Here is a 23,198-nt window from a genome sequence, read left to right on the forward strand (position 1 = left end):
AATAGGTGGATAACATGCGAACAATACTATTGTGCTGCGCTCTCAGTAGCGTGAGTCTCGCCGAAGAATGGGATCCATGGTTAGATGAATTTAGCCCGTCAACCCTCAGTCGCCAGCAACAAATCGAAGAATTAATCTGGTTTAAACAAGCCGCCAAACCCTATCAGGGAATGACCATTCGTGTTGCAACCGAGCGTATAAGCACACATTGGTATGAAGCAACCGTTATCGCACCATTATTTCAAGATCTCACCGGTATTAGGGTGATCCATGAAGTCATTAATGAAAATGACGTGGTCAAAAAATTACATAATCAAATCGATTTAGGCATCAACCATTACGACATTTATGTGAGTGACAGCGATCTCATTGGTGGCCATTACCGCTCCAATAAAATACTCAATTTGAGTCATTTTATGCAGGAAGAAGGCAAAGCCGTTACCCTGCCAAATTTAGACTTAAGCGACTTTATGGGACTTGCCTTCACCACCGATCCATATGGCAACTTATTACAGTTGCCGGATCAACAATTTGCAAACCTCTATTGGTATCGACAAGACTGGTTTGAGCGCCCAGAACTGCAACAACGATTTGCTCAACTATATGGCTATCCACTGGCAGTACCTCAGAACTGGTCAGCTTATGAAGACATCGCTGAGTTTTTCACCATTCACGTCAAAGAGCTTGATGGACAAAAAGTATATGGTCATATGGACTTTGGTAAAAACGACCCTTCATTGGGTTGGCGGATCTCCGATAGTTGGTTATCGATGGCAGGGGTGGGGGATGTTGGTCTACCAAACGGTCTACCAGTCGATGAATGGGGGATCCGTAACCAAGATTGCCACCCTGTAGGCGCAACTGTAAAACGAGGCGGGGCTCTCGACTCACCCGCGGCCATTTACGCGATAGAAAAATATGCCGATTGGCTGAAACGTTTCGCCCCCCCCGAGGCTATCAATTTAGATTTATATCAAGCCCAAGCCGAACTAAAAAAGGGACACATTGCCCAACAGATATTTTGGTATACCGCCTTTATCCCCGATTTAAGCCATCCCAACCTACCATTGACTGACTCCCAAGGATTACCACTTTGGCGGGTTGCACCTGCACCACGCGGCGCTTACTGGCAACAAGGAATGAAATCGGGTTATCAAGACGTGGGCGGTTGGACCTTATTAAAATCAACAAGCTTAAAAAAACAGCAAGCGGCTTGGCTGTATGCTCAATTTAATGTTGCTAAAACCGTGTCTCTGAAAAAAACCATGGTCGGCCTCACGCCGATCCGACTCAGTGATGTCAACTCAGACAATTTCAGCGCACGCTCTGCAGAATTGGGAGGCTTAGTCGAGTTTTACCAAAGTGAGGCTCGTAACGAATGGACTCCCACGGGCTTTAATGTCCCCCACTACCCAAGCTTATCAGAGCTTTGGTGGCAATACATTGGTCGAGTGAATCAACCTGGAGCCAACATTCCACTCATCATGAGTGAACTCGCCGAACACATGGATCGGGGTTTAGCAAAACTAAATCAACACAGCCAAACTCTATGCAACCCTCAACTCAATCCCATCAAAGATAAACAGTATTGGTTAAATCAACCCGGTTCACCTAAACCGCCCCTGAGCAATGAAAAACCGCAAGGTAAAACAATCAACTACTCAGACTTGCTACAATCATGGAAAAAGTAATCATCGCACTTTATTTGGGGCTGATGGCACTGGCCGCAAATGCCAGCCCCTTGATTTTTTATACACATGTCAACCCACCCTATGTAATTCAAGAGCAACAACAACTCTCGGGGCTTAATATTGATATATTTCAATTACTCAAACAAAAAAGTGGACTCGATCTCCAACTCAGGGTTTTGTCTCCTAAACGAGCCTACAAGCTCACTCTCTACTCCCCCAATAGCTGCGTATTTACGATTGAACGAACTGAATCAAGAGAAAGCTTATTTACTTGGATAAGTCCACTATTCGCCAATCGTTTCGCCCTATATCAACGACATAAGAATGCCAAAAACTTACGTAGTTTGGCTGATTTTAATGGTATAAAAATAGGCAGCTACCTCGGTAGTAGCGTGAGCGAGTACTTAAGTAGTTTTAATTTGAAACTAGACTTAACAACAACCAACCTAAACAGCGCCGAAAAACTCCACCGAGAACGAATCGATGCCTGGGCCAGTGATACTTTATTAACCGCCTATATACTGGACAATAATAATTTGGATATTAACCCGCAAGGATTTGAGTTTTATAGTTCATTAGAAGCCATCGCCTGTAATAAACAAAGTAATCCAGCCATATTGCAGCGCCTACAAGAACACTTAAACCAACTACAGCGCTCCGGAGAAATAAACAAACTGATACAGCACTATCAACGACTATATGGGATAAACACAGATTTATAGAGCCATTGGGCGCAGTTAGCGGTGATTTAGGCCCGCCAACATGGATAAATAATGAGCTAGATTGGTACTAAAAGCGCGAAATTAGCACCGATAATACATATCAATATCTAGCCAATGAAGACAAACAAAAAAACAGCCTAAAGAGACTGTTTTCTTATAAGGAATTGTGAAGGATTAGACTTTTAAGTTAACCAAGTAAGTCACTAATTGATTGAGCTCTTCAAGAGATTTAACCGATCCAGTGTTCACTTGATATTTACCATTAATCACTAAAGCGGGTACCCCACGAATTTTATAGTTAATGGTATTTTTATCCATCTGCGACACCATGCCATTGACCACAAAACTGTTGGCAGCACTGTCAAATTTCTTGGCATCCACACCATTGGCAACAAAAATATCGCGAATATCATCACGACTAGAAAAACGCTGGCGCTTAACATGGATTGCATCAAAAATAGCGCTGCTTACTTGCGAATCCACATTTAGCATTTCTGCCACAGCATAGGCACGAACCATTTCTTCGCCCATGACTTTACCACCGAGAAAACTCACATGGCTCTTCTTAAATGCAACTCCAGCAGGCAAAGAGGATTGAATGCTTTTCGCTACCGGTTCAAACTTATAACAATGGGGACAGTAGTAAGAGAAAAACTCCATAACTTCGGGCTTTGCGGTGGCGGTTTGCTTAATCACTTCATAATGTGTGCCTTGCTTAAAGTCTGTCGCCAATGCCATCGGTATAACCAACAGCGCCATGAGAGCAATCAGTATTTTTTTCATCAATCTAAAATTCCTTCAATGTACCCATAAAAAACCGAGCATAAAGATAAGCAAGTACTCGGTCAATCGCTTTACCATGACTTTATCACCCCCTCCGCGAGAGCGAAGGGATGATAATAAGAGTCATTAGCTTCCATTTATATATAAAATAAAAATAAAAACAAATACTTAAGTTTATCTAGGTAAGCATTAACGCCTACAACCTACAACAAGATGAATAGCAGCGTTCAACAATCCCGCGCGACTTAAGTGTACCAGTGTCCGTTTTCAAACATCACTTCGGCCTCTGCAGGCTGATGAATTAAGCTTGCATAACAGTGCTCAATTTCACTGCGCCTAATTTTTAATGTGGGCGTGAGCAAGGCATTATCAACATTCCAATCCTGCTCTACCACTATCAAATGAGACAGTTTGGCATGGCTTTCCAGATGCTGATTTACCTGAGTTAGTGTACGGCCTAAGCTGGTTTCGATTTGCTGCTGCGAATGCTGCTTCAGCTCAGCAGCTAACACAACTAAGGCGCAGGGCTGAGTCAATGCACTACCAACCACACACACCTGTTCTATCATCGAATTTTCCGCAAGGCGCTGTTCAATAGGAACTGGCGCAACATACTTTCCTTTCGCCGTTTTAAAACTTTCTTTAAGCCGGCCTATAATTTTTAGATAACCGTCGCTATCGATGGTTCCCTTATCACCAGTGTGCAGCCAACCATCGACCAACGCCTCGGCGCTCAACTCTGGGTGTTTATAATAGCCTCGCATCATCGCTTTGCCTTTCACCAGAATTTCACCTTGATTGGACAGCTTCAATTCTACCCCAGGGCCAACTTTACCGATGGTTCCTATCTTATCGGCTCTAAAAGGCACATTTAAACTGCCATAGGCTAAGTTTTCGGTCATCCCCCACGCTTCTGAGATGTTAAGACCGAGCGTTTGATACCAATGTAATAAGGCGGGGGCAATCGGTGCGCTGCCACAACCTAAAATACGCGCCTTATTCAACCCCAAAGCCTTTCTTATTTTTAATTTGATCAAACTCGACAACAGCGGAACCGTCAGTAACAACTTAAGCTTCTTAGGGGGGATTTTTTCAAATACGCCTTGCTGAAAACGTGCCCATAGCCGCGGTACCGAAATAAATAAGGTTGGTTGAACACTGCGTAAATTGTCGGCAAAAGCGGCTAACGATTCAACAAAAGATACCGTAGGTTGACCGCTAAAAATACTTGTGCCTTGTATATAAACACGCTCAGTAATGTGGGCTAAGGGGAGGTAGGAAATCATCCGGTCATCACGATTGGCCTCTAATACCACAATCAGACGCTCGCAGGCATAGCGATAAGCAGCAAAACTAATTTCAGCACCTTTCGGCTCACCAGTACTACCAGAGGTATAAATAATGGTCATAATGTCTTGCGCCGACCAAAGATGATGTTTGTCGATGGCCGACAAACGGTCTAACCAGTCTTGCCATTGAATATCGCAAGCCATAGTGTGGTAAGGCATTGCCACCGTAGTTAAACCATCAGGAATTGCGGCCGCTTGCTTATCCCAATCATCTAACTTACCAACAAACAATAACTTTGCTTCACTATGCTGCAACACAAAGCGGATGGTATCGACACTGGCGGTGGCATAAATAGGCACACTAATACAACCGGCCATGATAATAGCCAAATCAGCGATAAACCATTCTGCGCTATTTTTGGCCAAAATCGCCACTTTGTCACCCGGCGCTAAATTTTGTTGTCGCAGCCCTTGAGCAATTTGCCCAGCTTCACGAGCCACCATTGCCCAAGTTTTTTCATGAAATACACCATCAATCGGCTGGCGTAAATAGACCTGTTGTGGTTGTATGCGTTGCCAATGCATCAAAGCGTCCACTGGTGTCACAAACTTTTTCATAACAAACCCCTTACAAAAAACCAACCTTTACAGTTAATCCTATATCGATAACTACAGGATGCCAGCTAAATCAAAATATTAGCCTAGGGAATGTGACAAACACTCGGTTTAAAGCCAAGTTTTAAAGGGCGTTTTCGCTAACATACTATTGTAATATTGCCGCTGTCCGGTGACTTCTTCTGCTAACCAATCGGGCTTTTCAAAATGCTCTTGTTCGCTGTTTAATTCAACTTCTGCTACGATCAGCCCCTGATTATTTCCAGTAAAAACATCTACTTCATAGGTATGTTGACCCACTGGTACCAAATAACGCAACTTATCGATAGCCCCCGGCTCACACAAATTTAATAATTGCTCGGCTTCGGCCAAAGCCAAAGGCTGTTCCCATTCGAAACGACTCAAACCAGCGGCATTACTCACGCCTTTAATCGTTAAGTAGCCCTGCTCTCCCTGGATCCGCACCCGAACCGTACGCTGCTTATCGCTGTTGAGATAGGCCTGCACTATCCGCAAGGAGGCTGTCGCTTGGGCAACAAAATCCATATTTTTCACTAAAAACTTACGCTCAATTTCGAGGCTCATATTAATATCCTGGCGTTAATGACAATGGCGGCTGCTGCAAGGCAGATAATTGCTCTTTAAGCGCCAGAATCTGATCTTCCCAATAACGCTGTGAATTAAACCAAGGAAAGGCACGTTGAAAAGCAGGATCTTCCCAGCGACGTGCCAACCACCCCATATAATGTATCATCCGCATCGCCCGCAGTGGCTCAATCAGCGCCAACTCTCGCTTATCAAATTCACAAAATGATTCATAACCTTCAAGAAAAACCTCTAATTGCAAACGACGCTCGTTATCATCGCCCGCCAACATCATCCAAATATCTTGCACAGCTGGACCATTACGCGCGTCATCCAAATCCACCAGCATCGGCCCATCACGCCACAAAATATTGCTGGGGTGACAATCGCCATGTAAGCGAATAATTTTATTGGGCTTGTAGGCCACTTTCGCCGCATCCGCAACTTGTTCGGCAATAGTAAAAAAGGGTAAGGCGAGGCCCTTAGGTAACCAATCCTTAAGCAAGGCAATAGGTTGCTCTAACATCTCTTCGGTATTGATCGATAAACGATGTTCAAATAACTGACGCCCCACACGTTGGTGCATCCGTCCCAAATATTGACCAACCCGTTCCAGTTGATCAAGATTATCCACTTCAAAGCCTCGCCCACCCACACTAAGAAAAAGGGCAAACCACCAACCTTGATACGCAAACAAGCTTTGACCATCGCGAACAATCGGAGCAACAACAGGAATGTCAGACGCAGCCATCGCTAAACTAAATAGATGTTCTTCGATAATCTGTGCTTCGCTCCAACGCTCAGGACGATAAAATTTAACCACATAACGCAAGTCATCTTCAGCCATAAACTGATAGACTCGGTTTTCATAGGAATTTAAGGCAAGTAAACCACTACTGGGGTAGATCCCCTGTGATTCAATGGCATCTAAAATTAGATCGGGATGCAATTCGGCAAATAGGAAGGCGCTCATAGAATGACTTCAGCACTATGGGTAAGTTATCCGCGCAGTGTAACAGTAAAACGATCAGCCTAGCCAGCCGACAAGGAGGCTTAGCTTTGCTGAAAAGCCAAAACGACAATGTAAATACAGCTTAACCAGCCCACCGCGGCTAAGGCTGAACGCAAATAAGCTTGGCCCAAAAGATAAACCAAGGGATGTAAGATCCTGACCAACAAATATACAACGGCAGGCACATCGAGCAATTGCGGATCTAAACCAGAAAAGTAAGCAATCACGATAACAGCGATGAATAAAACTAAGGCTTCCCAGGAATTTTGTTGGGCAGCGTAGATCCGCTGCCCGCGTTTATCCAATTGTAGCGCTTGCTGGCGAGGGTCCTGATTATCCACTCGTCCCAGCTGCCGCTTACGCATCCAAGAGCCAAATGCTGCCAATAAATAGGGCAGCATTAACAATAAAGCCAAGCAGCTTAACGCCACGCTCATGCGACGTTAACCACCACTAATGAAGCGACTATGTTGCGTGACCTGCTGGCCATTACTTTGCATGACAAACTCAATATCGGTGATCGGTCGCGGTAGTAAATAAGGGTCACTCACCAGAGTTACCGGTAAATTAAGCACTTCGCCACCCTTAACCTCTACTTGATGAGCACCCAGCCATTCAACCTCTTCTAGACCGAGCACACTCAACTGAAACGCTTGCGCTTCAGAGGACTTATTAATCACCTTGAGGGTGTAAGTATTTTCGATTAAGCCCTCGGCATTTTCATTGTATAAAGATGAGCGATCACGCAATACATCCAGTTGCATCGGTTTAATATTAATCAAAGTCATCACAAAGGCGACTAACATCACCGTTAAAACCACTCCATAACCAATCAGTTTGGGTCGCAGGATTGCGGTTTTCTGACCCGCTAAATTATGTTCGGTTGTATAACGGATCAAACCTTTCGGATAGTGCATACGCTCCATGGTTTGGTCACAAGCATCGATACAAGCACCACAGTTAATACACTCATACTGCAAACCTTCACGAATATCGATCCCCGCGGGACAGACTTGTACGCAGAGATCGCAATCCACACAATCACCTAAACCAAGCGCTTTGGGATCGGCATTACGTTTACGCGGTCCTCGCGTTTCGCCGCGTTGAGTATCGTAACCCACGATGAAGGTATCTTTATCAAACATCGCTGATTGAAAACGCGCATAGGGGCACATATGAGTACATACAATGGTGCGCATCCAACCTGCATTGGCGTAAGTGGCAACCGCGAAGAAAATAATAGAGAAGGTCACGCCGCTGGTTGCGTTGAACGTAAAAAAATCCCACCACAACTGTTTAACGGGTACAAAATAGGCGGCAAAAGATAGTGCCGTAAACACCGATACAGCGCCCCAAGCGGCATGCTTAGCGGTTTTACGCCAAATTTTATTCACATTCCAGGCAGATTGATCTAACTTACGCCGCTTATTAGCACTGCCTTCAATTCTTTCTTCAAACCAGATAAAAATAAAAGTCCACACCGTTTGCGGACAAAGATAGCCACACCAAACCCGCCCTAAGAAGGTGGTTATAAAAAATAGAGCGAAGGCGGCAATAATGAAAAAGCCAGCCAGTAGTAATAAATCTTGCGGCCACAGAGTAAGACTAAAAAAGTGATATTGCCGAGCTGCGATATCAAACAAAATCGCTTGGCGATCGCCGTAGGGGATAAATGGCACAAGCACAAAAGCGGCAATAAATAACCACCCCATATATTTGCGTACACGTTGGAACAAGCCTTTTTGTTCACGTACATAAATCTGTTCTTGAGGGTTGTATCGATCGACCGGCGCACGTTTCTTGGCATTTGTTTTTCTAGCGGGTGGACTCACGTCTTTAACGGGAATTCGTTCACTCATCACTCAATCCTTTTGAGGGGCATCAATCGTTTACAGGCTTACCTATAAAACAAGTAAGCCCTAACAAACTGGCGGGCAATACTAAGCTTTAATACCTCGAGCTTTTAGTAACGCAGTTTTAAAATCATCTTCGCAATCTTTAGCTAGACCAGGGATCATCTCATCCTTGGCTAGATTCAACATTTTCAATTGATAAATTAAAACATCGTCAGTTAACTCACTCAAAGGTTGTTTAAACCCTGCTTGGTCGGCGATTTGGGTGAGCATTTCGACTAAATTTAACTCCGGCTGTTGACGCCAAACCGGCTTGAGTAAATCGATTAGCTCTTCAATACGATGTAACTGCATACTCATTCTATTTCTCCACGAGCGGCCACTACAGCTTGGTTTCTACCTAACTGCTTGGCTCTATATAGGGCTATATCAGCCTTGTTTACGAAGTCTTTAGCATTCTGTTGCGCCACAGGAATAAGACAGGCTATTCCAATGCTCACGGTCACATAGCTAGCCACCGTGGAGTACTCGTGCCGCAACTTTGCCTCTGCAAGTAGTGTTCTGATTCGTTCCGCAACTTGCAATGCGCCTTTAGTATCGGTATTGGGCAAGATCATTACAAACTCTTCGCCGCCATAGCGCGCAACGATATCATCTTCACGCTGTAAGGCTTGTGTAAACAGACTCGCAACCAAGCTTAAACACTGATCTCCAGCGACGTGCCCGTAATGATCGTTATATGGCTTAAAGAAATCAACGTCGATCAATAATAAACTTAAGGAAGTTTTAGCTCGGCCACTTAAACGCCAATGCTGAGCCAAGGATTGCTCAAATATCGCCCGATTATATAAACCGGTCAGCGCATCTCGCTCGCTTTGTTCACGCATCAAGGCATGACTATCGGCCAACTCTAAAACTTTAAGCCGATTTCGCGCACCCTCGGTAAAATTTGCCTGAACCAAGGCTTCAGCACGCTTCAAAACTAAATTTAGCTGCACCCAGCTCAGCCACAGCACTAAACAGGCCACCAATTCGACTTGACTACGATCCACCGAAACTACCGTTAGCGCCAATAAAATGGGCAAACAAAAACCATTGAAGCTACTAATGCTTAATAAATTGGGAACCACCACCAAGGATAACAGTGAGCCGAGTAAAATCATTAACAACAGGCGCTCTGCGCCACCTAAGTCTGGGGCAAATAGCAAGATACCAACCCCCCATAAGATCCCACTACTAGTCGACAAACTAAAGTAACGAACGAGCTGTGAAGCAGGCGCTGAATGCGCCGAAAAGTCACGATTTAGGCGCAAGAAAAAATAAAATGCCGCAGCTAAAAGCAACATGCACAGTAACCAAATGAAACCCGGTACAAAACGATAATCAGGAGAAAATAGCCACCACCATAACAAACTATACAGCGCGGTCATTAATGCCACCAAACGACCACTATTCAGTAAATAATGGGCATTATCAGACTTTATTTGAAGCTGTACATTGCGCAAACATCGATCCTTGTTAGCAACATTAGTGAACAATTTGTGGTCATTGTAACAACAACTCGAACAGCCCGCACACCAAAACAAGAGTTAAAAACTAGACAAAAAACTTAAAAAATAATGAATTTTCGATAAATGTGCCACATTTGGCAAATACAAAACACAGGCTTTCATAGTATTTTGATCTGATTGCTTGCGTCTTTTTTCCCAGAAAGGGTAAAGTGCTAGCCGCAAGTTACGGTCAATAAACTTGCAACTCGGTCAATTAGGTTAAGTATCTAAGGAACAAGGTCAATGCTGGACAATATCAATCCAACTCATACACAAGCGTGGAAAGCGCTACAAGCGCATTTCGAGGCACAGAAAGATGTTCAACTCAGCGAATTATTCGCCGCTGACGCTGAGCGTTTCAAGCGTTTTTCAGTTTCGTTTAACGAGCAAATTTTACTCGATTACTCGAAAAACCTGATCACTAACGACACAATGCAACAGCTGTTTGCACTCGCCAAAGAAACCAAGCTCGATGGCGCGATTAAGGCAATGTTCTCTGGTGAGAAAATCAACCAAACAGAAGGGCGTTCTGTATTACATACCGCCTTACGAAATCGTAGCAATACCCCGGTCATCGTAGACGGCGAAGACGTCATGCCTGCGGTTAATGCGGTATTGGAAAAAATGCAAGGCTTCTGTCAAAAAATCCACTCCGGTGAATGGAAAGGTTATACAGGCAAAGCCATTCGCAGCATTGTAAATATTGGGATTGGTGGTTCAGACTTGGGTCCAGTGATGCTTACTGAAGCGTTGGGAGCTTACAAAATTGAACATATCAAAACCTACTTTGTTTCGAATGTAGATGGCACTCATATTGCCGAAATTCTAAAACAAGTCGACCCCGAAACCACCTTATTCCTGGTGGCATCAAAAACCTTTACCACCCAAGAAACCATGACTAATGCGCATAGCGCACGCGATTGGTTCCTAGCTGCGGCGAACGATCAAGCCCACGTGGCTAAACATTTTGCAGCCCTGTCAACCAACGGCCCTGCAGTAGCCGAATTTGGTATCGACACCGACAACATGTTTGAATTTTGGGATTGGGTTGGCGGTCGTTACTCTTCTTGGTCGGCGATTGGTTTATCAGTCGCGTTAACGGTAGGTTACGATAACTTCATCGAATTGCTCGAAGGCGCGCATGCCATGGACAAGCACTTTGCTGAAACCGATTTTGAACAAAACTTACCGGTAATCCTTGCCTTGCTTGGCATTTGGTACAATAACTTCTTCGGTGCGGAAAGCGTTTCGATTCTGCCTTACGACCAATACATGCACCGCTTTGCAGCTTACTTCCAACAAGGTGACATGGAGTCCAACGGTAAAAATGTCGACCGTAATGGCAACCCGGTTGATTACCAAACCGGCCCAATTATTTGGGGTGAGCCGGGAACTAACGGTCAGCACGCCTTCTACCAATTAATTCACCAAGGCAGCAAGTTAATCCCATGTGATTTTATCGCACCAGCAATGAGCCACAATCCTTTGTCTGATCATCATCAGAAATTAATGTCTAACTTCTTTGCCCAAACCGAAGCCTTAGCCTTTGGTAAGTCTCGCGATACCGTTGAAGCAGAGTTAGTGGCCGCAGGTAAATCAGCTGAAGAAATTGCTGAACTGGCACCGTTTAAAGTATTCACTGGTAACAAACCAACTAACTCTATTTTGCTTAAGAAAATCACCCCTTACTCTTTAGGTGCACTGGTTGCGATGTACGAGCACAAAATCTTCGTACAAGGCGTTATCTGGAACATCTTTAGCTTCGACCAGTGGGGCGTAGAGCTTGGCAAACAGTTGGCCAACCAAATTTTGCCCGAACTAAAAAGCCAGCAAGCCGTCACCGCTCACGACAGTTCAACCAACGGCTTAATTAATACCTTTAAAGCCTGGAGCTAAACTTTAGCTTTTAAACGTAAAACTAAATGCAAAGAGCTGGCCCTGGCCAGCTTTTTTTATGCCCACCATTCCAACAACGAGCAATAAATAATCAACTAATATAAACAAGCCTATACTCAAAATATAAATATTGGCCAATCAATGCAGCTGCAAGAATTACTGAAAACCAAAGATAATAACTTCAAGCTAATAAGGATGTTAGCGGCATGTTTAGTGGTATACAGCCACAGCTTTTGCTTGGCGACAGGTAATGAACACAGTGAGCCCATCGCCCAATATCTAGGCTTATCTTTAGGCTATATTGCGGTGGATATTTTCTTCATTACCAGTGGTTTGCTAGTTTGTAAAAGTTTACTTACCGCAAGATCTTTAACTATTTTTGTATTATCCCGATGCCTCAGGATCTACCCTGCACTGATCACCTCTGTTATTTTTTGTTGCTTACTCGGTTTACAACTTTCTAAATTAAGCCTAGGCCAATATTTGAGCCATAACGAGACCCAAAATTTTCTGATCTACAATAGCTCTATTATTGTTGGCGACTACCAAATGCTACCCGATGTATTTACCAGTGCTCCCTACAACCGCAGTGTGAATGGTTCGCTATGGACCCTGCCATGGGAACTAAAGATGTATTTAATATTAACTGGGTTTGGAGTGACTTATCAGTTTGCTAGAAAACTAAAAGTTGCCGTAAACTGGCTACCGACAGTGATCGTCCTCACCGCCCTTATCTGCCTAATGTTATTTATTCATGACCAGCTCAGTGGTCGCGAGCCGCATTGGTTTTATAGTAAATTCTATCGTTTCGCGAGCGCCTTCTTTATCGGCGGTAATCTCTACGTTTTTAGGGCTTGGATTGGCATCAACTACAAAGGCATGTTAGCCGCGATACTGATACTGCTGTTGGCATTCTTCAGCCTAAACCAGAGTTTGTTTTTTATTAGCTACCTAATCATCACTCCCTACTTAATCATGTGTTTTGCTTATCTACCTAAAGGAAAAATTCTGCATTACAATCACTTAGGCGACTATTCTTACGGCATGTACATTTATGCATGGCCAATACAGCAACTGATAGCCACCACAATCCCGAAAGTGACAGCGATTCATATGTTTGTGATGGCTTTCTGTTTAACCCTGCTACTCGCTTATTGCTCTTGGAATTACATAGAAAAACCCGCTTTGGCACTCAAGAGACATTTATACCAGCCGTCGTCCTAAAGCAGATTAATTTTATTCATTCCATTATTGTTCAAGCGAGTCCAACGAAGCACGAAACACTCTAGAAATAGCCATTGGCTAAAGCAATTAGTTGTATGCTAAGTTCCTTTAGTACATTCGCCGCTAAACCTATAATATAGATCGAGCCAATCGTGACCAGCCAAGCAATTCAAGGATTTCTACTCACAGCCAATAGCTATGACCGTCAAGGCCAGGCTCATATTCAGCTGTGGTTGGCCAGCGAACAAGGTGCTATTTGCCTCGAGATAGATGATCAACAGCCAGTTTTTTTTGTTCTCAACCATCAGTTAAATGCGGTGCTCGCCCTGCTGGGATCACAGCTAAACCGTCATGCTTCGGTGTCCCTAAAAACCTTCCAACATCAGCCGGTAAGCGCACTCTATTTTTCTAGTATCAAAAACCACAGCCAAGCTGCGCAACAGTTAAAACAGGCAGGGTTAAGCTGTTTTGAGAGCGATATAAAACTGCATGAGCGTTTTCTCACGGAACGCTTTTGTTATGGCAGCATGCTGTTTACTGGCCAGCAGAGTCATGACTCTCGTTACCCCGCCTTGCAGCAGGCAAAAATTAAAGCGGCGCAATATACGCCCCAACTGTCGGTATTATCGCTAGATATTGAGTGCAGTGAAAAAGGTCAGCTATATTCAATTGGTTTATATAGTGACAACTACCAACGGGTATTGATGATCGGCCCAGAGCAAGCCGCCGACACGCCAATCACTTGGCTAGCCAATGAGTACGCACTATTAAAACAATTAGAAGTAGAGTTTCAAAACCTCGACCCAGACATCATCATTGGTTGGAATGTCATCAATTTTGATTTTCGATTGCTGGTTAAACGCGCTGCCGTGCATGGGATTAAATTGGCCATTGGTCGCCATCATGGCATTGCCAGATGGCGTGAACGTCACGATATGCCTCACATCGGTTTTATTAGTATCCCCGGGCGAGTGGTGATCGATGGCATCGACTCGCTAAAATCAGCGACCTACCACTTTGATAGCTTTAGCCTAGAAAATGTGGCTCGGCAGCTATTAAACCGAGGCAAATTGGTAGCCGAAGTTGAAGATAGAATGGCCGAAATAAACCACAATTTTGCCCATGATAAGCCACAGCTAGCCGCTTACAATTTAGAAGACTGTAAATTAGTACTCGATATTTTCAAGCATACCCAACTCCTTGAATTTCTTTGCTTACGCGCACAACTCACCGGTTTAATGCTGGATAGAAGTGGCGGTAGTGTTGCAGCTTTCACCAATGTTTACTTACCCAAGCTGCATCGCGCGGGTTATATCGCGCCTAACTTAAGCCATGACTTTGTCGCCGACAGCCCTGGCGGCTTTGTGATGAACTCTAAGCCTGGGCTATATAAAAATGTACTGGTACTCGATTTTAAGAGCCTCTACCCCTCTATTATTCGCACTTTTAAAATTGATCCCTTAGGCTTAATTGAAGGCCTAGCAAGCCCAGACAATGCCATTGAGGGCTTTAGAGGCGGCGTATTTAGCCGCGACAAACATTTCTTACCCGATATTATTAATCAGCTGTGGTTACAGCGCGATCAAGCCAAAGCGAATCAAGACAAAGCCCGTTCGCAGGCGATCAAGATTTTGATGAATAGCTTCTATGGAGTGCTTGGCTCTACCGGTTGTCGCTTTCACGATCCCCGCTTGGCAAGCTCAATTACCATGCGCGGCCACCAGCTGATGCAACAAACCGCAGACTGGATCACCGAACACGGCTACCAGGTGATTTATGGTGATACCGACTCTACCTTTGTCTGGCTCAATCAAGAACTAAGTCCAGAACAAGCGAGTGCCATTGGTCAACAACTAGCCAAAGAAATCAACCTTTTTTGGCGCAATAAGCTCAGCCAAGAAATGCAGCTAGAGAGCTACCTAGAAATTGAATTTGAAACTCACTTTTCACGCTTCTTAATGCCGACTATACGCGGCTCAGAAACTGGCAGTAAAAAACGCTATGCGGGTTTAACTGCGCACAACCAAATGGTGATTAAAGGGCTAGAAACGGTACGTTCTGACTGGAGCGAACTGGCAAAGATTTTTCAAACGGGATTGTTAGAGCGGCTATTCTCCGACCAAGACCCACGCCAATTTGTTCTAGATACCGTCGCTAAGTTGTTAGCGGGTGAATACGACCCACAACTGATCTACCACAAGCGCTTACGCCGCAAGCTCGATGAGTACGTAAAAAACGTGCCACCACAGGTTCGGGCTGCACGCCTCGCCGACCAACATAATCAGGCTTTAGGTAAACCACAGCAATATCAAAATAAAGGGACTATTAATTATTGGATGACCGTAAATGGGCCTGAACCTGTTGCTTATTGCCGCAGTCAAATCGATTATCAACATTACTTAGATAAGCAATTGCAACCCATTGCTGATGCAATATTACCTTTCATTAACTTAGATTTTGAGCAAATAATTAGTGCTCAACTGGGCTTGTTTTAAGCTTGGAAGCTGCTGAGACCTTTGCCCTGAGAATTAGGGAAACATCACAGTAATTAAATATAAACCCAAAAAATATCAACTACTTGAAACTTTTACTTAGTTTACCCTTCCAATAACTAAAGACTTAAATCATCTGAGGCCATAGGGAAGGGCAAACTAAAGAGGTAAAACTAGTGGCTATTTTTTCTATGAGTATTCGTATATTGGTATTAATGGTGATGCTGGGGAGTGTATTTCACGACCAACACTCCCCCTCGTGTTTTTTAACTCAGCTGACTATTGCTGCATCTCAGCAAACGACCTCTAGTTAAACAAAGCAATTTTCAATACGTTTATCAATTTGTGGATTCGCCACAAACACTTTTACCGAGTGAGCCGCCACTTTAAACGAAGAATTTTGTAACATTGGAGCCGATTTAAAATCGTAAATATCGTTAGGCGGTTTAGCCGCTGTATCGACTAACATCACCCAATACCCTTCAATATCGGGAGCCACAAACTCTAAGTCTTCCCAGTAAGCATTAAACACCATATACATACGATCTTTTGAATAAGGGTCTAAGAAGGTCACCGCGATAGAATGGCTATCTTCAGACCAATCCGGTTCAGCTTGTTGCACACCATGCCATTCAATGTTCGCATCATGGATCACATCCGATAAACTGAGGTGGATTTTTTCCTCTAACACGTCATCGTAACAGCGTAATTTAATTAAATTTTGCACAAAATTTAGGAGATCACTGTTTTCATCCACCAGATTCCAATCAAACCAAGAGATTTCATTATCTTGGCAGTAAGCATTGTTATTCCCATTCTGACTACGCTTCACCTCATCACCCATAGTGATCATTGGCGTTCCTAGAGATAACAGCAAGGTGGTAAAGAAATTCTTCATTTGCTGTTCACGTAATTGATTAATCTTGGGATTTAAAGTTGGCCCCTCTACCCCATGGTTATAGCTCACATTATGATTATCACCGTCTCGATTATTCTCCCCATTTTCTAAATTGTGCTTTTCGTTATAACTGACTAAATCATTGAGGGTAAAACCATCATGTGCGGTGACTAAGTTCACGGAACGCTGAGGTGAATGATGATCTTTATAGTAAATATCAGGACTACCTAATAAACGACCAGAGAACTTACTCACAACAGCACGATCGCCACGGAAGAAGGCTCGAACATCATCGCGAAACTGACCATTCCATTCATTCCAACGATCACCAACAAATTCACCCACTTGATACAGTCCCGCGGCATCCCAAGCCTCTGCGATAATTTTAGTGCCAGCAAGCGAGGGATCTGAATCAATCGACCACAATAAAGGCGGCTCTTTCATCACATTTCCCTGTGAATCTCGAGCCAATACCGAGGCCAAATCAAAACGAAAACCATCAACATGCATATCATTGACCCAAAAACGCAACGAGTCACGGATCATCCTGCGCATGACCGAATGATTTGCATTACAAGTATTGCCACATCCAGAGTAATTTCCATACCAACGTTTCTCTGGCTGCAGCATGTAGTAACTATCATTTTGTAAGCCTTTTAAACTCAAGGTTGGGCCATCATGCCCTCCCTCTGCGGTATGATTAAAGACCACATCCAGAATCACCTCGATGCCAGCTTTGTGGAGCTCTCGCACCATGATCCGGAATTCATTAAAAGCGCCACAAACACTTTTATCTGAGCTATAAGCATTATGCGGAGAAAAGAAAGCGATGGGACTATAACCCCAATAGTTTTGCTTACCCAGCGGAGCATCTTGCAAATCAAATTGTTGCACAGGCATCAGCTCAACAGCGGTAATGCCAAGCGCCTTTAAATATGGGATTTTTTCGATAACTCCCGCATAGGTGCCACGTTTATGGGCCGCTACCCCCGAAGAAGGATGCTTGGTAAAACCAGCAACATGTAGTTCATAAATAATGGTATCTTGCAATGAACGCTTAATTGGCTGAGTGCCTTGCCAATCAAAGCCACGCAAATCAACCACCGCCCCTTTAATGCACTGATCAACATTATTGTGGCCATGGCGCGCAGCCACCAAACGTAAATAATTATCCGGAAAGTGGGTCACCTTGGCATAGGGATCCAATAAAACCTTACTTGGATCAAAACGTAAGCCGAGTTCCGGTAACCATGGACCATCGACCTGAAAGCCATAAAGAGTCCCGACATCAAGGTCTTCAACATAAATATGCCAATAATGATCGGTACGATTAATAGTTGGGTTTAGTGGGATATTCGCGAACGGTTTACGTGAATTAATCTCTTTAAATAGTAATAGATTAACTGCCGTTGCGCTTTTTGAAAAAATACTGAAATTAACGCCAGTGCCTTTGTAACTGGCACCCAGAGGAAATGAGCTCCCCGCTTGTATATTTAGATCCATAATTTGTGCTGTCTTATTAAAGTTTAAATGCAAATAACCTGAGATGACGAGCCTATAATTGGCTCTTCAGTATAGTTTAGCAGCATCAGAACTTTAGACAGCACAGATAGATCGACTAATTAAGCCTCAGTCGTGCGAATAGGTAACTTCGTGATTAGGTCCAACTTTTGTTATAGCTCAGAACTTTGCCGATATAGAATGTGAACGACCACCACATTGACGCTTTCTACGACAATGTTGCGAACCAAGTTGATCCAATTCCGAAACTTCATCGGGCAACATCAAAGAAAGCAATTGCTCAAGTTTATCGCCATTGGCTAAAACGTTTGCGATGGTTTGGCTAGTTTTACTACGGAACATAACATACCCTTTTAAATAATACCTATAAGGGGGTATGCAGCTAAAGTGCCAATTGTATTATTTTATAAAAATTTGATTATTAATCATATAGTTGCATTCTAGCTTTGACTGGATTTGCATACATGGCATACAACTGAGTTTGGACCTCTGCACTAATATCGCGAGACTTCGCCTCAAAATAGCGCTTCGCTTCTGCCAACTCATTCGCGGAAACGTCTTCAGGTATAGCATCACCCAGAGCAAGCCAGTTAGTCGGCATCAATTGATAGTTACCAATAATGGCCTTATCTAAGGCTTGAGCAACTTGTTTTGCCGACTCAAACTCCCCTTGCAAGGTCTCGGAAAAATGCACATGCACCCGGCCTTTTTGACCAACAATCCCTCGAGAAATACTCGAAATATCTTCATGTTCTTGTTTTAAATATTCACCATGCTGATTTTGTGAAACCAGTTCATTTGCCTTGGCCACGTCACAGGGGTCAAATTCATAGGAAATAGAAACGGGCACAATGTTTAACTGATTGATGTAATCCGCAAAACTTTGTTGTTTCGGTTTATTTAAGGCCAACATAGAAATTAATGCTGAATTAGTCACATCTAAACCGTCTTTGGCTCGTCCTTCACGTTGCGCAATCCATATGTGATCACTAGTATGACTTAAGGTGTGCTGAATATAGGCGGATAGCTGTTTTGAGTTCTCTAATTTTTCACGTTTTGTGGTCGCCGAACGTTTAACAATAAAACTACGATTTAAACGCATCAGGTCAGAAACCCAAGGCTTGGTTAACAAATTATCACCGATGGCATTTTGCACGGTATCTTGGCCATTATTATGTAAGATGTAATTAATAAATGCCGAATCCAGTGCGATATCCCGATGATTAGAAATAAATAGATGTGGTTTAGTTAAATCTAAATGATCCAAGCCGCTAGAGCTCAATTGACTGGTGGTAGTTTTGATCATATGCGCCATATAAGTTTCAACCATCACTTGAAAATCATATACCGAGCGAATATTCCTGACCTTAAATTTAAGTATCTTTCGCAAAATAAAAGAAGTCAGCCAAAGAAAAACGCCCTTCGCCTTGGCAAAGCGAAATTTAATCAGTGTAGTAATCAATTCAGGATCATTGATAAGACGTTTAAGTATTTGTTCTACTTCAGAATCTTGATAAGGGCGAATACTGTCAAACTCAGACATAACTTCTCTCGCAATTTAGGAAGGCGCAATTTACCGCTTTCCCACCCTAAAAACAACCGAAGCGGTTAAAAAACAAGCAACTTACAGTTGTTTCAAGCGCTATCCTGCGACTTTCACTGTGCTTATTTGCCAAGTATACTGATAACAAGTTTTCCCAATCCAATGTGAATGGAACAACAACGCCAACAATTGCTTGATGCCCCCATCACGCCTCTCATTATTCATAAAGCCCTCCCCAGTTTAGTGGGCATCTTTTCGATCATTTTTTTTAATTTAGTCGACACATTTTTTGTCGCTATGTTGGGCACAGATCCGCTGGCAGGAGTCTCTTTTACTTTCCCTATCACCTTTGCAATTACCAGCATCGCCATGGGGTTAGGCATCGCCCTTTCGTCTCATGTTGGACGACTATTAGGGGCCGAGAAAAAACAACAAGCGGCCCAATTAACCAGCCATAGTTTATTGTTTAGTTTACTATTAATTACTACCCTAGCCGCTTTAGGCTATTTCAATATTGAACGATTATTTTTATCCCTCGGTGCGGAATTACCAGTTATGCCCTATATCGAACAATATATGCAGATCTGGTACCTTTCGATCCCTCTATTAGTTATCCCCATGGTCGGCAACAGTGCAATCCGAGCCAGTGGCGATAGCAAAACGCCAAGCCTCATGATGCTAGTCGCCGGGATAATGAATGGTCTTTTAGACCCAATTCTAATATTTGGTTGGGGCCCGATACCCACTTTAGGTGTGAAAGGTGCGGCACTAGCGACCGCCATCGCTTGGCTACTCACTTTTTGCATGGCGATTTACTTACTCAAATACAAACTACAACTGCTCAAATTTGAAACCTGTTCCCTTCAGCAGTTAATGAACTCTTGGAACAAACTATTAAGTATTGCAATACCGGCTGTATTTTCCCAATTGCTCACCCCTATCGCCACCACCATTACAATGGCTATATTGGCAACCGCCGGAACCGCAACCGTGGCCGCTTATGGCTTTGCCACACGAGTAGAAGCCTTACTATTTATCGGAGTGATGGCGATAAACTCAGTGATCCCAATGCTCGTGGGACAAAATGTCGGGGCAGGGAACTTAAATCGAGCGCAGCAAATTGTGCATCAAGCCATTCGTTTAGCGGTTATTTGGCAATTACTGTTAGCCATACTCATGTATTACCTGGCACCGCTGATCAGTCGCAGTTTCAATCAAGATCTCGAAGTCGCCAGATTAAGCCAATATTACCTACAACTGGTGCCTTTTTGCTACGGAATGATGGCGGTTCCCTTATTACTCGCACAAACACTCAACGCCTTGGCTCTACCGATGATGGCAGTGATGATTAACCTCATTCGTTTGTTTGTCTTTATGTTGCCAGCCATTTACCTAGGCGCCTTAGCTGCGAACAGTCAAGTGATCTTCTTAGCAATCATTGTCGCCCATACGGTGGCAGGCCTCTGCAGTTTAATTCTATTGACCTACCTCATGAAAAAAGCAAGTTGGTGGCAAGCGCAGCATTAAAAAAGACAACATCGATCTCATGATGTTTAATCGAATAAAAAATTAAGGGCGATACCGAAGTATCGCCCTTAAGCTAGTCATATCGCTCAAATCCATGAACGTTAATTGCTCCCTGCAATCCTTTTGACTGTAGCACACCATTCCTTAGTGTTTCCCCTTGCTCCTTCCCTAGCGCTATCCTTTAGCCTTCTGTGGCCTAACTGCTCATCCTAAGCGGTTGCTCGCTCCATCCTGGAGGTGTCCTGATAATCATCCTTAAGCTCTTGTGTCACCAAGGCTAATCGCACTCCTGTGCTCACATCCCTAGCTCATCGATCCTGACAAGCCGCTCATCCTAAGCGTTCCTATAATGCCGCTAGCTTCATGCTTTGGCTGCTTTCCCTGCCCGTCCTTGTATGAGCTACTTTACGCTTTGGTTCAATAAAACCTAGATGAGCCCGTGAAATAATTTTTGAATTGATTCAATCAAGAGTCATCGGATTTAATTAATTATTTGAATTTAAAGGGTTTAAATAATTTTTACGCAATATAGAGCAGCCATATCAGCGCTCAAGCGTAGTCGATCTCTCACAGCACCTCGGGGCTTATCGTCAAGCCTAGAAACCTTAATTTTGGCTTACTAATGTTTGTTCAAGATAAAAGCGAAGAGGAATAAAAAAACGCTGTTGGTAGATGACAATCACCGCTAACAGCGTTATCTGGTAATTAGAGCCACTAGTGACTGCACTTCATGCCTATTTATCGGCAGATTTATACGACACAATAAGTTGATCATATAATGAATCAGATTGGCATAGCATAAATTGTAGTCACAAAAAAACCAGCATTAAGCTGGCCTAAAAAGTCGGGGCGACACTTACGTGTCGCCCCTAGTAGTCATATCGCTCAAATCCGTGAACGGGTAATTGCTCCCTGCAATCCTTTTTGACTGTTTTACTACATCCTGTAGTTGTCCTTTTCTCAAATCCTTTGAGCTGTCCTTTAGCCTTCATTGGCATAACCGGTTGTCCATACCAGTTGCACGTCTCCTTCCTAGGAGGTGTCCCTTACTACATCCTGTAGTTGTCCTTTCAGCTCCTGCTACGTTTCTCATCCTGATAAACGTCAGTGCCTCCGTGCAGAACTAACTATACGGCATTAATACTTGAGAAAAAGCTCCAGAACAAAAAAAACTCATCTTTTTTTACATAAACAGCATTAGAAAAAACTAAGTAATTGATATACATGGATATTGTTATTGTCTATCTGCAAGATTTACTGCCTTTAACTTACAACCTTGTAAGAGATCTCTCACAAGGAGTGCAGTCTTTAGACTAGACCTAACGATTTTTTGAAAGCTTAGGTAAAGATAGATGATAACGAATTGCAACTAAACGGATGACTAAAGCACTAATAATACAACTGCTAGTTGCAATGGTCGTGGAAAAACCTAAGTTCTCTGTAATCGTCCACACACAACCCCCAACAATACAAGCCGTTGCATAGATCTCGCGCTGCAGTACTAAAGGAACCTGGTTGGCCAGCACATCACGGATCATCCCCCCACCACAGGCCGTAATCACCCCCATAGTGACCGAAACAATCATCGGAGCGCCCATTTGTAAGGCCTTATTCGCACCAATAGCCATAAACACAGCCATACCAATAGCATCGGCGACTGGTAATAACCAACGAGGAGGACTAGGAAAATTATTGAGCAAAACAATTGCCCCCAGACTAGCCGCTAAGATCACCCACAAATATAAACCATTTTCCACCCAAAAAACTGGGCTAGCCCCTAATGCCATATCACGAATGGTGCCTCCACCAATCGCGGTCACGCAGGCAAGTACTAGGGCTCCAAATAGATCCATACGTCGCCGACTAGCGATTAATACCCCAGAAATGGCGAATACCGCCGTACCAAAAAGATCGAGACTAAAAATAATGGTGTTGCCCAAAGTCGGCTCCTCAAAAAAATAGGCTGCAATGAGGCAACATGTATGGTGAACAATATA

The 23,198-nt window shown here is 43.6% G+C and carries 19 protein-coding genes; 7 read left to right on the forward strand and 12 right to left on the reverse strand.

Translation table 11 applies throughout. The annotated features are described in order from the left end of the window. The first annotated feature begins 14 nt into the window (after positions 1 to 14). Together ACRRSY_RS22625 and ACRRSY_RS22630 are read left to right on the forward strand one after the other, a co-directional pair. Positions 15 to 1,691 carry an ABC transporter substrate-binding protein gene (locus ACRRSY_RS22625; RefSeq protein WP_432464079.1) on the forward strand — a complete coding sequence of 559 codons (1,677 nt, stop codon included), beginning with the start codon at positions 15 to 17 and terminating at the stop codon, positions 1,689 to 1,691. Next, positions 1,679 to 2,413, forward strand: a complete 735-nt coding sequence (locus tag ACRRSY_RS22630) for a substrate-binding periplasmic protein (protein WP_432464080.1) — start codon at positions 1,679 to 1,681, stop codon at positions 2,411 to 2,413. The genes ACRRSY_RS22625 and ACRRSY_RS22630 overlap by 13 nt, the downstream gene beginning before the upstream one ends. A gap of 174 nt (positions 2,414 to 2,587) precedes the next feature. Here the strand turns inward: ACRRSY_RS22630 and ACRRSY_RS22635 are convergent, their stop codons facing one another. From ACRRSY_RS22635 to ACRRSY_RS22670, 8 genes are all read right to left on the reverse strand, one after another. Beyond that, positions 2,588 to 3,196, reverse strand: a complete 609-nt coding sequence (locus ACRRSY_RS22635) for a thiol:disulfide interchange protein DsbA/DsbL (RefSeq protein WP_432464081.1) — start codon at positions 3,194 to 3,196, stop codon at positions 2,588 to 2,590. A 245-nt stretch (positions 3,197 to 3,441) separates the two neighbouring features. Beyond that, on the reverse strand, positions 3,442 to 5,103 hold the full coding sequence (locus tag ACRRSY_RS22640; RefSeq protein ID WP_432455308.1) for an AMP-binding protein: 1,662 nt from the start codon (positions 5,101 to 5,103) through the stop codon (positions 3,442 to 3,444). A gap of 108 nt (positions 5,104 to 5,211) precedes the next feature. After that, positions 5,212 to 5,685 carry a CYTH domain-containing protein gene (locus ACRRSY_RS22645; protein ID WP_432455307.1) on the reverse strand — a complete coding sequence of 158 codons (474 nt, stop codon included), beginning with the start codon at positions 5,683 to 5,685 and terminating at the stop codon, positions 5,212 to 5,214. A gap of 1 nt (position 5,686) precedes the next feature. Beyond that, positions 5,687 to 6,658 (reverse strand): serine/threonine protein kinase, encoded by a 972-nt coding sequence (locus ACRRSY_RS22650; RefSeq protein WP_432460530.1) that lies wholly within the window; start codon positions 6,656 to 6,658, stop codon positions 5,687 to 5,689. An 80-nt stretch (positions 6,659 to 6,738) separates the two neighbouring features. Continuing rightward, positions 6,739 to 7,134 (reverse strand): MAPEG family protein, encoded by a 396-nt coding sequence (locus ACRRSY_RS22655; RefSeq protein ID WP_432460531.1) that lies wholly within the window; start codon positions 7,132 to 7,134, stop codon positions 6,739 to 6,741. A gap of 6 nt (positions 7,135 to 7,140) precedes the next feature. Beyond that, positions 7,141 to 8,556, reverse strand: a complete 1,416-nt coding sequence (gene ccoG / locus ACRRSY_RS22660) for a cytochrome c oxidase accessory protein CcoG (protein ID WP_432464082.1) — start codon at positions 8,554 to 8,556, stop codon at positions 7,141 to 7,143. A gap of 81 nt (positions 8,557 to 8,637) precedes the next feature. Then, a complete protein-coding gene (locus tag ACRRSY_RS22665) occupies positions 8,638 to 8,904 on the reverse strand; it encodes a YihD family protein (RefSeq protein ID WP_432456120.1) in 267 nt (88 codons plus the stop codon). Between the two features lie 2 nt (positions 8,905 to 8,906). Then, complete coding sequence (locus tag ACRRSY_RS22670) at positions 8,907 to 10,055, reverse strand: diguanylate cyclase (RefSeq protein ID WP_432455303.1); 1,149 nt, start codon at positions 10,053 to 10,055, stop codon at positions 8,907 to 8,909. 288 nt (positions 10,056 to 10,343) lie between these two features. Here ACRRSY_RS22670 and pgi point away from each other — a divergent pair, with 288 nt between their 5' ends. The 4 genes from pgi (at position 10,344) to ACRRSY_RS22690 (ending at position 16,026) form a co-directional block, all read left to right on the forward strand. Further along, a complete protein-coding gene (gene pgi / locus ACRRSY_RS22675) occupies positions 10,344 to 11,996 on the forward strand; it encodes a glucose-6-phosphate isomerase (protein WP_432464083.1) in 1,653 nt (550 codons plus the stop codon). Between the two features lie 141 nt (positions 11,997 to 12,137). After that, positions 12,138 to 13,220 carry an acyltransferase family protein gene (locus tag ACRRSY_RS22680; protein WP_432455301.1) on the forward strand — a complete coding sequence of 361 codons (1,083 nt, stop codon included), beginning with the start codon at positions 12,138 to 12,140 and terminating at the stop codon, positions 13,218 to 13,220. 152 nt (positions 13,221 to 13,372) lie between these two features. Beyond that, on the forward strand, positions 13,373 to 15,715 hold the full coding sequence (locus ACRRSY_RS22685; protein ID WP_432464084.1) for a DNA polymerase II: 2,343 nt from the start codon (positions 13,373 to 13,375) through the stop codon (positions 15,713 to 15,715). 173 nt (positions 15,716 to 15,888) lie between these two features. Then, positions 15,889 to 16,026 carry a hypothetical protein gene (locus ACRRSY_RS22690; protein WP_432455299.1) on the forward strand — a complete coding sequence of 46 codons (138 nt, stop codon included), beginning with the start codon at positions 15,889 to 15,891 and terminating at the stop codon, positions 16,024 to 16,026. On the opposite strand, the gene glgX is transcribed toward ACRRSY_RS22690, so the two are convergent. The 3 genes from glgX to ACRRSY_RS22705 all read right to left on the reverse strand — a co-directional run bounded on the left by glgX (position 16,023) and on the right by ACRRSY_RS22705 (position 19,674). Further along, the gene (gene glgX, locus ACRRSY_RS22695) at positions 16,023 to 18,113 is read right to left on the reverse strand and encodes a glycogen debranching protein GlgX (protein ID WP_432460534.1); all 2,091 of its coding nucleotides are present in this window, start codon (positions 18,111 to 18,113) and stop codon (positions 16,023 to 16,025) included. The two genes, ACRRSY_RS22690 and glgX, sit on opposite strands and share 4 nt — an antisense overlap. A 177-nt stretch (positions 18,114 to 18,290) precedes the next feature. Beyond that, on the reverse strand, positions 18,291 to 18,473 hold the full coding sequence (locus tag ACRRSY_RS22700; protein WP_432455296.1) for a hypothetical protein: 183 nt from the start codon (positions 18,471 to 18,473) through the stop codon (positions 18,291 to 18,293). 79 nt (positions 18,474 to 18,552) lie between these two features. Continuing rightward, positions 18,553 to 19,674, reverse strand: a complete 1,122-nt coding sequence (locus tag ACRRSY_RS22705; RefSeq protein WP_432455295.1) for a 1-acyl-sn-glycerol-3-phosphate acyltransferase — start codon at positions 19,672 to 19,674, stop codon at positions 18,553 to 18,555. Positions 19,675 to 19,842: 168 nt separating this feature from the next. Between ACRRSY_RS22705 and ACRRSY_RS22710 the strand changes: the two genes are divergently transcribed. Next, entirely contained in the window at positions 19,843 to 21,201 is a 1,359-nt protein-coding gene (locus tag ACRRSY_RS22710) for an MATE family efflux transporter (RefSeq protein WP_432460535.1), read from the forward strand. 1,319 nt (positions 21,202 to 22,520) lie between these two features. On the opposite strand, the gene ACRRSY_RS22715 is transcribed toward ACRRSY_RS22710, so the two are convergent. Beyond that, complete coding sequence (locus ACRRSY_RS22715) at positions 22,521 to 23,141, reverse strand: trimeric intracellular cation channel family protein (RefSeq protein ID WP_432464085.1); 621 nt, start codon at positions 23,139 to 23,141, stop codon at positions 22,521 to 22,523. Between the last annotated feature and the right edge of the window lie 57 nt (positions 23,142 to 23,198).

Source organism: Agarivorans sp. QJM3NY_33 (assembly GCF_050870865.2).
GTDB lineage: Bacteria > Pseudomonadota > Gammaproteobacteria > Enterobacterales > Celerinatantimonadaceae > Agarivorans.